This is a genomic window from Streptococcus infantis (assembly GCF_047460405.1).
GTDB lineage: Bacteria > Bacillota > Bacilli > Lactobacillales > Streptococcaceae > Streptococcus > Streptococcus infantis_Q.
In genome coordinates this window covers 151,036-161,432 of record NZ_JASHGH010000002.1, presented here as the reverse complement: position 1 = coordinate 161,432, position 10,397 = coordinate 151,036, and the positions used below count along the sequence as shown (strand labels likewise).

The 10,397-nt window shown below is 39.4% G+C and carries 13 protein-coding genes; 8 read left to right on the top strand and 5 right to left on the bottom strand.

Annotated features, from left to right (window positions below; all coding sequences use genetic code 11):
- Window positions 1-161 precede the first annotated feature (161 nt).
- Window positions 162-1,502: a sodium-dependent transporter gene (locus QM928_RS01765; RefSeq protein WP_414294259.1), complete on the bottom strand. Its 1,341-nt coding sequence runs from the start codon at window positions 1,500-1,502 to the stop codon at window positions 162-164.
- A gap of 228 nt (window positions 1,503-1,730) precedes the next feature.
- Here QM928_RS01765 and QM928_RS01760 point away from each other — a divergent pair, with 228 nt between their 5' ends.
- Window positions 1,731-2,471 carry a MerR family transcriptional regulator gene (locus QM928_RS01760; RefSeq protein ID WP_414294260.1) on the top strand — a complete coding sequence of 247 codons (741 nt, stop codon included), beginning with the start codon at window positions 1,731-1,733 and terminating at the stop codon, window positions 2,469-2,471.
- 32 nt (window positions 2,472-2,503) lie between these two features.
- On the opposite strand, the gene QM928_RS01755 is transcribed toward QM928_RS01760, so the two are convergent.
- The 4 genes from QM928_RS01755 to QM928_RS01740 form a co-directional block, all read right to left on the bottom strand.
- Complete coding sequence (locus tag QM928_RS01755; RefSeq protein ID WP_075232212.1) at window positions 2,504-2,959, bottom strand: 8-oxo-dGTP diphosphatase; 456 nt, start codon at window positions 2,957-2,959, stop codon at window positions 2,504-2,506.
- A 10-nt stretch (window positions 2,960-2,969) separates the two neighbouring features.
- Window positions 2,970-3,491, bottom strand: coding sequence for a DUF1697 domain-containing protein (locus QM928_RS01750; RefSeq protein WP_075232230.1), 522 nt, complete (start codon window positions 3,489-3,491; stop codon window positions 2,970-2,972).
- 38 nt (window positions 3,492-3,529) lie between these two features.
- Window positions 3,530-4,708 carry an NAD(P)/FAD-dependent oxidoreductase gene (locus QM928_RS01745; protein ID WP_075232211.1) on the bottom strand — a complete coding sequence of 393 codons (1,179 nt, stop codon included), beginning with the start codon at window positions 4,706-4,708 and terminating at the stop codon, window positions 3,530-3,532.
- Between the two features lie 227 nt (window positions 4,709-4,935).
- Window positions 4,936-5,781, bottom strand: a complete 846-nt coding sequence (locus tag QM928_RS01740; RefSeq protein ID WP_075232210.1) for a DegV family protein — start codon at window positions 5,779-5,781, stop codon at window positions 4,936-4,938.
- 124 nt (window positions 5,782-5,905) lie between these two features.
- On the opposite strand from QM928_RS01740, the gene QM928_RS01735 reads away from it, so the two are divergent.
- The 7 genes from QM928_RS01735 to QM928_RS01705 all read left to right on the top strand — a co-directional run bounded on the left by QM928_RS01735 (window position 5,906) and on the right by QM928_RS01705 (window position 10,353).
- Window positions 5,906-6,463: a TetR/AcrR family transcriptional regulator gene (locus tag QM928_RS01735; RefSeq protein WP_000840875.1), complete on the top strand. Its 558-nt coding sequence runs from the start codon at window positions 5,906-5,908 to the stop codon at window positions 6,461-6,463.
- A gap of 18 nt (window positions 6,464-6,481) precedes the next feature.
- Entirely contained in the window at window positions 6,482-6,949 is a 468-nt protein-coding gene (locus QM928_RS01730) for a deoxycytidylate deaminase (RefSeq protein WP_000136981.1), read from the top strand.
- A gap of 87 nt (window positions 6,950-7,036) precedes the next feature.
- A complete protein-coding gene (upp, locus tag QM928_RS01725) occupies window positions 7,037-7,666 on the top strand; it encodes a uracil phosphoribosyltransferase (protein ID WP_000517029.1) in 630 nt (209 codons plus the stop codon).
- 24 nt (window positions 7,667-7,690) lie between these two features.
- Window positions 7,691-8,044, top strand: coding sequence for a DNA topoisomerase I (locus QM928_RS01720; RefSeq protein WP_075232209.1), 354 nt, complete (start codon window positions 7,691-7,693; stop codon window positions 8,042-8,044).
- Window positions 8,045-8,173: 129 nt separating this feature from the next.
- Window positions 8,174-8,764, top strand: coding sequence for an ATP-dependent Clp protease proteolytic subunit ClpP (gene clpP, locus QM928_RS01715; RefSeq protein WP_075232208.1), 591 nt, complete (start codon window positions 8,174-8,176; stop codon window positions 8,762-8,764).
- Between the two features lie 75 nt (window positions 8,765-8,839).
- Window positions 8,840-9,109, top strand: a complete 270-nt coding sequence (locus tag QM928_RS01710) for a YlbG family protein (protein WP_049549362.1) — start codon at window positions 8,840-8,842, stop codon at window positions 9,107-9,109.
- A gap of 86 nt (window positions 9,110-9,195) precedes the next feature.
- Window positions 9,196-10,353: an ABC transporter substrate-binding protein gene (locus QM928_RS01705; RefSeq protein ID WP_075232207.1), complete on the top strand. Its 1,158-nt coding sequence runs from the start codon at window positions 9,196-9,198 to the stop codon at window positions 10,351-10,353.
- Window positions 10,354-10,397: the final 44 nt, after the last annotated feature.

The window sequence follows — 10,397 nt, the reverse complement described above, 5'->3', positions numbered from 1 at the left end:
GATAGGGAATATCCCTTTTTATTTTTCTCAAATACAGATTTTTGAATGGAATATCAGATGATGAGACAAACCATTTTTGAAAAGAGAAAAAGACAAACGCCAAAAATGACGTTTGTCTTCGTTCTGAGACTTGAGAGATATTCTCAAGTCCTTTTTTGTATTTACATAAATTGGGCGATAAAGACCACGATAATGATAATTGGAATGATGAAACGAAGAAGGAAAAGCCAGACTTGGAAAAGTCCTTGTTTCCAAGGTGTTTCATCAAGATGAAGTTCCTCCATTGCCAGTGTTTTCTTAAAAATATAGCCTGTAAAAAGGGACAAGCAGAGAGCACCGAAAGGCATGAGGAGGTTGGAAACCAAGAAATCCATAGCATCAAAGAAGGTTTTCCCCAAGATTTGAACATCCGCCATGACACCGTAAGATAGGGCTGAAGGGATACCAAAGATAAAGGTCAAGATACCTAAAATAAGACTCCATTTATTACGTTTTTCGTTATCTTGGTCAGTGATATTTCCAACATTAATTTCCAGCATAACGACAGAAGAAGTGACCGTCGCAAAGAGGAAAAGCAAGAGAAAGAGAATATAGAAAATAGTACCAAAAGGCATATTATCAAAGAGTTGCGGCAAGACAATAAAGAGGAGACTTGGTCCACCTTCAGATTGGATATTAAAGGCTGACATCGCAGGGAAAATCGCAAGTCCCGCCATGATAGAAACTGAGATGTTCAAGGCTACAATGGACATTCCTGATTGGACCAGCTTGGTCTTCTTGTCTAGGTAGGAAGCGTAGGTCAGCATGGCTGTAACTCCAAGGGATAGGGCAAAGAAAGATTGACCCAGTGCATAGAGAAGTCCAGCACTTGTTAGTTTTGAAAACTCAGGTTTGAGGAAGTAAACGACGCCTTCCATGGCATTTGGCAAACTGAGAGAACGCCCGATAATAACAATAAAGATGATAAAAAGTAGGGGCATCATAACCTTAGATGCTCTTTCAATCCCTTTTTGAACGCCGTGTGAAACAATGAAAATGTTCAAGAAGATAAAGGCTGCTTGAGCTCCTAAAGCAATAACTGGATTAGAAATGATGGAAGAGAATTGCTGGGCATAATCTCCATTTCCGATTAGGTGGAATAATCTTCCAATCTCGATACCAAGGTATACCAGAATCCAACCCCCAATGACACTATAAAAGGAGAGAAGGATGAAAAGAGCAAAGGCACCAATCCAACCAATAAAGTTGTACTTTTGATTGTTTCCAAGCTTGCCAAAGGTTTTGATTGCTGACACGCCAGCGCTTCGACCAAGGGCAAACTCAGCCAGTAGAAGAGGGAAACCAATTAAAATTGTCGAGATAAGAAAGACCAGTAAGAAACCTCCCCCACCATTGGCAGCGGTCATATAAGGGAACTTCCAAACGGCCCCAAGACCAATAGCAGAACCTGCAGATGCAAGGATAAAGCCCAGTTTTGAGCCCCATTGCGATTTTTCAGACATTGTTAAACTCCAATCTATTTCTAAATAATAAAAGGCTACTTGAGTTGTCAAATAGCCTTCTCTCAATTGCTCTTTTGAGCTTATTCTTTGATTGATAGACTTGATTATCCTATCATGATTTTTCAAGTCTGTCAAGAAAGCGATTTTCATGTTTTTATAAAAAATATGATAAAATACTTGACTCTCCTCAAAGGGGAGGGTATATACTATTTATGTGAGGAGGAAATCATGTACCATATCAAAGAAGCTGCGCAACTTTCAGGTGTCTCCGTCAAGACCCTCTACCATTATGACAAGATTGGACTTTTGGTTCCATTAAAGTCAGAAAACGGCTATCGAACCTACAGTCAAGAAGATTTAGAACGACTTCAGGTTATCCTTTATTACAAGTATCTAGGCTTTTCTTTAGAAAAAATAGCAGAGCTATTGAAGGAAGAAAAGACGGACTTGTTACCACATTTGACGAGACAGTTGGATTACCTGACTCGAGAAAGACAACATCTGGATACCTTAATTTCAACCTTACAAAAAACCATTCAAGAACAAAAAGGAGAAATAAAAATGACCATTCAAGAAAAATTCACTGGATTTAGCTATCAAGACAATCAAAAATACCACCAAGAGGCAGTAGAGAAATATGGCCAGGAAGTCATGGACCAGGCTCTAGAGCGTCAAAAAGGACGAGAGGATGAGGCTACAACAGCCTTTAATCAAATCTTTCAAGCCTTGGCACAAAATCTACAATCTGGTCTGCTGATAACAGCATCTGAAAACCAAGAGGAAGCAGCCAAGCTCTTGCAAGCTATTCGTACTTATGGATTTGACTGTTCTATGGAAGTCTTCGGTCATATCGGAAAAGGCTATGTCTATAATCCAGAGTTTAAGGAAAATATTGACAAATTTGGCCCAGGGACAGCTCAGTACACATCAGATGTCATTGCTCACTATGTTAGAGCTCAGACAAAATAAAAATCGGCGGAGTGACCTCTGCCGATTTACTGTTATTTGAGTTGGTAAGACCAGTCTTCTCCATCCTTATAGTAAAAGAATTCACTGAGGTCCTCTTCTAGAAAAACACGAAGCATGTCAGACATATCCTCAGTAGCTAATTTTAGATGAGGTAGATTTTCAAAATCCTCCCACCAGACATTTCCTTCGTCTGAAGATTGGAGCTCACCAGTAAAGTGTTCTGTTTTGTAAAAGTGGACAACATAACGATAGTCCTCGTCATCATACCAATCTTTGATACCACAGAGTTGAGGCTTAGAAATGGTCAGACCAGTTTCTTCCTTCACTTCGCGAATGACAGCATCGACAAAGGATTCGCCACGTTCAACATGGCCACCAGGAAAAGTAATGCCAGGCCAGTTAGGACTAACTCGGTCTTGAACTAGGACCTTGTCCCCATTTTTAATCAAGCACATGTTGACAAATTCGACTGATTCTCTTCTGCTCATATTATTTTTCCTATTTTGTTAGTAATTTTTCTACCACGTTTAACTTTCGCATGGTCAGATCAACGCCGAACAGCTTTTCAAGATAGTTGGTATTAAGTTTTTTTCGTTTTGCAGTTCTAGGGAGATAGAGGTAAAGACAATGGTTGCCGATACAAATCTCTTCTTCACCATAGTCACTATCCAATTTTTCTAATGGTAGACTTTGGATATCATTTTGAAAAAGGATCACATGTATTCGGTCAAAAAGATAGTGTTTTCCAAATGGGTTTTCTTGGACAATTTTTGCAAAATCATTTTTGTTCTTGATTACCATTTTTAAATCAGCACCAATTTTTTCCTTTATTAGAGTGTGAACCTGTTCTCGTATTTCTTCCAGAGATAAGTTACTTTCAAGAATGATATTCCCACTTTGAATATAGGTTCGAACTTGTTGAAAATCAGCCTCTATCAAGATATCTACTAGATAAGACATTTTAGGGATAGCATTTTTTCCATTAGGAGTAACTCCCCTTAGTAAGATAATATGTTCCAAAGTAGTTCCTTTCTTATCTAACATCCTTAGATACTAAATCATTTATAGATTAAGTTTGAGCCTGCCACCCAGCCAGTGCAGAGGGCAGAAGTGATGTTAAAGCCACCCGTATGGGCGTTGATATCTAGGACCTCTCCTGCAAAGTGAAGGCCAGGAACCAGTTTGCTTTCCAGCGTTTTAGGATTGATTTCCTTGAGACTAACACCTCCTTTGGTAACAAAGGATTTAGCCAAGGACATTTTTCCTGTCACAGGGATTTTGAGTGCCTTGATAGACTGGAGAAGTTGATCGCGTTCTCTTTCAGTTAGTTGTTTGACTTTTTCAGGATATCCTTGGACAAAAAATTCTGCCAAGCGTTCAGGGAGTAAAGCTTTTAAGGCATTTTTCAAGGATTTTTCACGGTTCTCTTCTAAAAAGTCAACTAAGTCACCTTCTGAAAGTTGTGGCAAGACATCTAGAGAGAGAATTTCCCCACCCTTGACAAAGCTAGACATGCGTAGCGCAGCAGGACCTGATAAACCAAAGTGGGTAAAGAGCAGGTCATGAGTGATGACATGCTTGCCATAGCTTAGGGTCACATCGTCTAGGGAAATTCCCTGCAAGGCCTTATGCGGGAAATCAGTCAACAATGGACTTTCAGCAGCCTCAAGCTCGGTAATGGTGTGTTTGAAATGGCGAGCAATCTCATGACCAAAACCAGTAGAGCCAGTAGAAGGATAGGATTTTCCACCAGTTGTGACGATGAGTTTATCACAAGTAAAGGTCTGGTCTGGTGATTTCAGGATAAACTGGTCGTCTATCTTTTTAACTGAAACAATTTCTGTTTGAGTAGCAATTTGCCCACCAAGTTCAATAATTTTCTTTTCCAAAGCTTCAATTATGGTCCGAGATTTGTCACTGGCTGGAAAGACGCGGCCATGGTCTTCGACCTTGAGTTTTACGCCATTTTCAGTAAAAAAGTTGATGATATCATGGTTGTCAAACTGGGAAAAGACACTGTATAGAAAGCGGCCATTTCCAGGGATGCCAGCTAATAGGTCATCTAGAGATCCATTGTTGGTCACGTTGCAGCGCCCACCACCAGTACCAGCTAATTTTTTTCCGAGTTTTCGATTTTTTTCGATGAGAAGGGTTTTCTGCCCATAAAAGCTACTTGAAATCGTAGCCATCATACCAGCCGGGCCTCCCCCGATTACAATAGTATCAAAATGTTTCATAAGAGTATTGTACCATAAAAAAGACGGAGGGACAGAAATCGGTAGATCAAGTTTTGCATGATAGTACCTAGTCCCGTGAATCTTTATCAAACCGGTGGCTTCTTCAAACTTATGTATTGACAAGATGAAATTGTCAGTACAAAAGTCTACTCAGCTACAGTAGAAAAGATAATTGCTGATAAAAATTGAGGTCGGGACATTGAATCCCGACCTCTGTCTTATATAAATTAGTCAATTTCATATCCCATGAGGAGTCCACCCTCTTCTGCATAAAAACTGCAGAGTCCAGAGGTTGGGATAATCTTGATTTCAGCTTGTGGAAATTTTTCACGTAAGAGCTCTGAGAGCTGTTGGCAGAATTTATCATTACTGCGGTGAGCCATGACGATACGTCCACCAGCATAGCCAGCTTTGATTAACTCTTCATAGGCAGCTTGAAGAGATTTTTTAGCACCACGAGCCTTTTGGAGGAGTTCCAAGGTTCCAGTTTCACTTGCTTCCCCAACCATACGAATATTGAGGAGCCCAACAACTGTACCGATCAGTTTACTCAAGCGACCATTCTTAACCAAATTATCCACCTTAGCAAGAACAAAAAGAAGTTTGGTTTTTACTTGATAAGCAGTGATAGCTTCCACAACTTCCTCGAATGATAGACCTTGATCGATCAGTTCGTTGATTTTTTCAACAAAAAGGTCAACTTGACCACCAGCAGATAGGCTATCAATGATATGGATGTTGGTGTCAGGATGTTCTTCTAGGTAAATATTTTTTGCCAGACGTGCACTATTATAACTACCAGAAAGAGTCCCCGTAATGGTTACTACAAAAATATTTTTAGCACCTTCGAAAGAACGAATATAGTCGTCCGGACTAGGACAAGCTGATTTAGAAGCGTGTGGACAAGCGTACATCGCTTCCATCATCTGGTCAATATCAAGGCTAGCATCATCGATAAAGACTTGATCTTCAATCTGGATAGTTAAAGGAACACTTACAAATTCAGTGTCAATCGCAGGAGTAGGTAATTGACGATAATCACAACCAGAGTCAGCTACAATCTTCCAAGTCATAGAAATTCTCCATCTTTATCACTTATACATTGACAAAGGTTCTGTCTTTTTCTACAATTATATCATGAAAGTGCTTAAAACAAAAGTCTCATTGCTCTGTCGTCACAAGTAGAAAGGAAGTGTTATGGCCGAACGAAGAATTTCTGAAAATTCACTTGAAAATCTCAGAAAATCCAATCAAGAATCCAATTTACTGACCAGAGAAGCTATCGAAACAGCTCTCTTGCAACTCTTGGAGAAAAAGGAATTGACAAAGATTAGCATTTCTGAGTTGGTCAAACGTGCTGGTGTTTCCCGTGCAGCCTTTTATCGAAACTATGACTCCAAAGAAGAGATCTTAGAAAGTGTCTTTAAACGAAGCGTCCATAACATTATGGAGCAATTGAGCCATTACGATGTTAAAACGGACCTCTATCTGGTTTGGGTTCGCCTCTTTAGAGAAGCCAAGAAAGAGGCTAAGGTTATTCAGCTTGCCTTGGACTACCACTTGGAAAAAATCTTTGTGCAAGCCATGCAAGAGTTTTTAGAAAAATACTATGGAAAATCAAAAGGAGTCAGCTCTTACCTGCATTCTTTTTGGAGTTCTGCCATCGTATCAGTTTTGCTTAAATGGATCAAGGATGGAATGAAGGTTCCTGCTGAAAAAATCGCAGATTTACGCCTACCATTTTTCAAAAAATAGATCAGGAGGAGAGAAGTTATGACAGAAAAAAGACTGGCTTGGGATGAGTATTTTGCTGCTCAAGCCCTATTGATTGCCAATCGTTCAACCTGTAAACGCGCCAAGGTAGGAGCTGTTTTAGTCAAGGATAATAAGGTTATTTCAACAGGTTATAATGGCTCTGTATCAGGAACGGAGCACTGTATTGACCATGACTGTTTGGTGATTGAGGGCCACTGTGTCCGCACTCTTCATGCTGAGGTTAATGCTATTTTACAAGGGGCAGAGCGTGGCGTTCCAAAAGGATTTACAGCTTACGTTACTCATTTTCCTTGTCTCAACTGCACCAAGCAATTGCTTCAGGTAGGATGTGAGCGTGTCGTTTATATTAACCAGTACCGTATGGACGACTACGCCCAGTATCTCTATCGTGAAAAAGGGACTGAGTTGACCCACTTACCGCTTGAGACAGTACAAGCAGCTCTTCAAGAAGCTAACTTGATTTAAAAATTAAAAAAAAAGATGGTTTAGAAGGATTTTTAAACCATTTTTTGATATAATAAGAAGAATAAATTGAAAGAAGGAATTCAGAAAATGGGAAAACTTGAAGTCATTAATCATCCACTCATTCAACACAAATTGTCAATCTTGCGTCGTACAGACACTTCTACAAAAGCTTTTCGTGAGTTAGTAGATGAAATTGCTATGTTGATGGGATATGAAGTACTTCGTGATCTTCCGCTTGAAGACGTTGAAATCGAAACACCTATCACAAAAACAGTCCAAAAACAATTGGCTGGTAAAAAATTGGCAATTGTTCCAATCTTGCGTGCAGGTATCGGGATGGTCGATGGGCTATTGAGCTTGGTTCCAGCAGCCAAAGTTGGACATATTGGTATGTACCGTGACGAAGAAACTCTTCAACCAGTAGAATACTTGGTAAAATTACCTGAAGATATCGACCAACGTCAAATTTTTGTGGTTGACCCTATGCTTGCAACAGGTGGTTCTGCAATCTTGGCTGTTGATTCCCTCAAAAAACGTGGAGCATCAAACATCAAATTTGTCTGCCTTGTATCTGCTCCAGAAGGTGTAAAAGCTCTTCAAGAAGCTCACCCAGATGTAGAAATCTTTACAGCAGCTTTGGATGAACGTTTGAACGAACATGGCTATATCGTTCCAGGTCTTGGTGACGCAGGAGACCGCTTGTTCGGTACTAAATAAGAATAAAGAATAGAGAAATTTGACATGGGAATCGATTGGGAAGAGATTTTAGGTGTAGAAGAGAATATCGCCGAGTCTTACGATGATTTAGTTAATGAAGCCATGGATGATTATCTAGATGAATCAGATGAATGGCAACGTAGTAATAATGGCCATTATGTCGTTGGTGTTTGGAATGGGAAGAAAGTTCGTTTTAAACATAAATGGTGTAATCATGAATTTTCTGAACAAGAAATAGATGATTTATTAAGTGGCAAAGAAATCCGCTTTCGATGTACTGTGACTAAAAATGAGCAGGATGTTATTGGGAAATTGGAGCATTTAGAATACAAGGGAACTAAGTATGTAGGTTTTTCTCCTTCTAATTGGAAAAAGTAATTTTCATCACTTAATTTAAAAGTATATATGAAAATATATCAAAAATTTGACCTTTTTTGACCAAGGTATTATAATAGTCATAACTTCAGTCATGTGACTAACAAAAATAAAAGTTAAAAGGAGAAATCAATGATTCCTGTAGTAATTGAACAAACAAGTCGTGGGGAACGTTCCTACGATATCTACTCTCGTCTTTTGAAAGACCGCATCATCATGCTGACAGGTCCAGTTGAAGACAATATGGCAAACTCAGTTATTGCTCAGTTGCTCTTCTTGGATGCTCAAGACAGCACTAAAGATATCTACCTCTATGTTAATACACCAGGTGGATCAGTTTCAGCTGGTTTGGCAATTGTAGATACTATGAATTTCATCAAAGCAGACGTACAAACGATTGTTATGGGTATGGCTGCCTCAATGGGAACTATTATCGCATCAAGTGGTGCTAAGGGCAAACGCTTCATGCTTCCAAATGCAGAGTACATGATTCACCAACCGATGGGTGGTACTGGTGGTGGTACGCAACAGACAGATATGGCTATTGCGGCTGAGCACTTGCTTAAAACTCGTAAGTCTTTGGAGCAAATTCTTGCAGATAATTCTGGTAAATCAGTTGAGCAAATCCATGCAGATGCTGAACGTGATTACTGGATGAGCGCTCAAGAAACACTTGAATATGGTTTCATTGATGAAATCATGGCTAATAATTCTTTGAATTAATCTTTTGAAGCAAACTCGACTGAGTTTGCTTTTTTTGATATAATAGTAAGAAGATTGTTAGAAGGAAGTTGTAATATGTTTCAAAAAGAGAATCGGTCTGGTCTGATTATCTACCTATACTATAATCGTGATGCAAAAAAACTCGATAATTATGGTGATATTTGTTACCACTCTAAAAAACACCGTTATCTGCAACTTTATGTTCCAACAGAAGAAGTGGAAGAACTGGTTAGCCGTTTAGGAAAAGAGAAATTTGTCAAAAAAGTGAGACAATGTCATATCCAAGAATTGGAAACTCCCTTTGTTGGTAGTCTCTACAGAAATAACGAAAACGTTATCATGTAAAATTTTAGATAAATGTGTTGACAATTTTCTGATAATTCGGTATATTCTTAACATGCTATTTATTTAAGAAATAAGGAGACAAAAAGATGAAGAAAAAATTTGCCCTATCGTTTGTGGCGCTTGCAAGTGTAGCACTTCTTGCAGCCTGCGGAGAAGTGAAGTCTGGAGCGTCAAACGCTGCTGGTAACGAAATCGACAAAGAACTAAAAATCGGTTTTAATTTTGAAAAAACTGGTGAAGTAGCAGCCTACGGTAGCGCTGAACAAAAAGGTGCTCAATTGGCCGTTGATGAAATCAACGCAGCTGGTGGTATCGATGGAAAACAAATCGAAGTTGTAGACAAAGATAACAAATCTGAGACAGCTGAAGCGGCTACCGTTACAACAAACCTTGTTACCCAATCAAAAGTGAACGCTCTTGTAGGACCTGCAACTTCAGGTGCCACTGCCGCAGCGGTTGCCAATGCTGGTAAAGCAGGTGTACCATTGGTAACCCCATCAGCAACTCAAGATGATTTGACAAAAGGTCAAGATTACCTTTTCCGTGCAACCTTCATCGATAGCTTCCAAGGACAAATCATTGCTAAATACACAACTGATAACTTGAAAGCGAAGAAAGTCGTTCTATACTACGATAACTCATCTGACTATGCTAAAGGGATTGCTGAAGCCTTCAAGAAATCTTATAAAGGTGAAATTGTAGCGACAGAAACGTTCCAATCTAAGGATACAGATTTCCAAGCCGCACTTACAAAAATCAAAGATAAAGACTTCGATGCCATTGTCCTTCCAGGGTACTACACTGAAACTGGTAAAATTGTAAACCAAGCACGTGGTATGGGAATCAAACAACCAATCATCGGTGGTGATGGATTTAGTGATGCTAAATTCGTTGAACAAGCAACACCTGCTGCAGCTACAGACATCTACTACGTAACTGGATTCTCTACTGAAGGTGAAATGACTGATAAAGCCAAGAAATTCGTAGAAGCTTATAAAGCGAAATACAACGAAGAACCTTCAATGTTTGCAGCCTTGGCATATGATTCAGTTTACATGATTTCGGAAGCATCTAAAGGTGCTAAGAACTCTGTCGAATTGAAAGACAACCTTGCGAAGTTGAAAGACTTGGAAGGTGTTACTGGTACAATGTCTATTGACAAAGACCATAATCCGGTTAAATCTGCACTTATGATTGGCTTAAAAGATGGTAAAGTTGAGTCAGTTGAGTCGGTTAAACCTTAATCTAGTAGATATCGTAAATGGGGAATGAGCTTCTACTCACTCCC

Excerpts from the sequence above, each read along its gene's own strand:
- QM928_RS01730 (WP_000136981.1), top strand. The coding sequence starts at position 6,482 with ATGACAGAAAAAAGACTGGCTTGGGATGAGTATTTTGCTGCTCAAGCC.
- QM928_RS01720 (WP_075232209.1), top strand. The coding sequence starts at position 7,691 with ATGGGAATCGATTGGGAAGAGATTTTAGGTGTAGAAGAGAATATCGCC.
- QM928_RS01705 (WP_075232207.1), top strand. The coding sequence starts at position 9,196 with ATGAAGAAAAAATTTGCCCTATCGTTTGTGGCGCTTGCAAGTGTAGCA.
- QM928_RS01765 (WP_414294259.1), bottom strand. The coding sequence starts at position 1,502 with ATGTCTGAAAAATCGCAATGGGGCTCAAAACTGGGCTTTATCCTTGCA.
- QM928_RS01745 (WP_075232211.1), bottom strand. The coding sequence starts at position 4,708 with ATGAAACATTTTGATACTATTGTAATCGGGGGAGGCCCGGCTGGTATG.
- QM928_RS01740 (WP_075232210.1), bottom strand. The coding sequence starts at position 5,781 with ATGACTTGGAAGATTGTAGCTGACTCTGGTTGTGATTATCGTCAATTA.
- QM928_RS01760 (WP_414294260.1), top strand. The coding sequence starts at position 1,731 with ATGTACCATATCAAAGAAGCTGCGCAACTTTCAGGTGTCTCCGTCAAG.
- QM928_RS01710 (WP_049549362.1), top strand. The coding sequence starts at position 8,840 with ATGTTTCAAAAAGAGAATCGGTCTGGTCTGATTATCTACCTATACTAT.
- QM928_RS01735 (WP_000840875.1), top strand. The coding sequence starts at position 5,906 with ATGGCCGAACGAAGAATTTCTGAAAATTCACTTGAAAATCTCAGAAAA.
- upp (WP_000517029.1), top strand. The coding sequence starts at position 7,037 with ATGGGAAAACTTGAAGTCATTAATCATCCACTCATTCAACACAAATTG.
- QM928_RS01755 (WP_075232212.1), bottom strand. The coding sequence starts at position 2,959 with ATGAGCAGAAGAGAATCAGTCGAATTTGTCAACATGTGCTTGATTAAA.
- clpP (WP_075232208.1), top strand. The coding sequence starts at position 8,174 with ATGATTCCTGTAGTAATTGAACAAACAAGTCGTGGGGAACGTTCCTAC.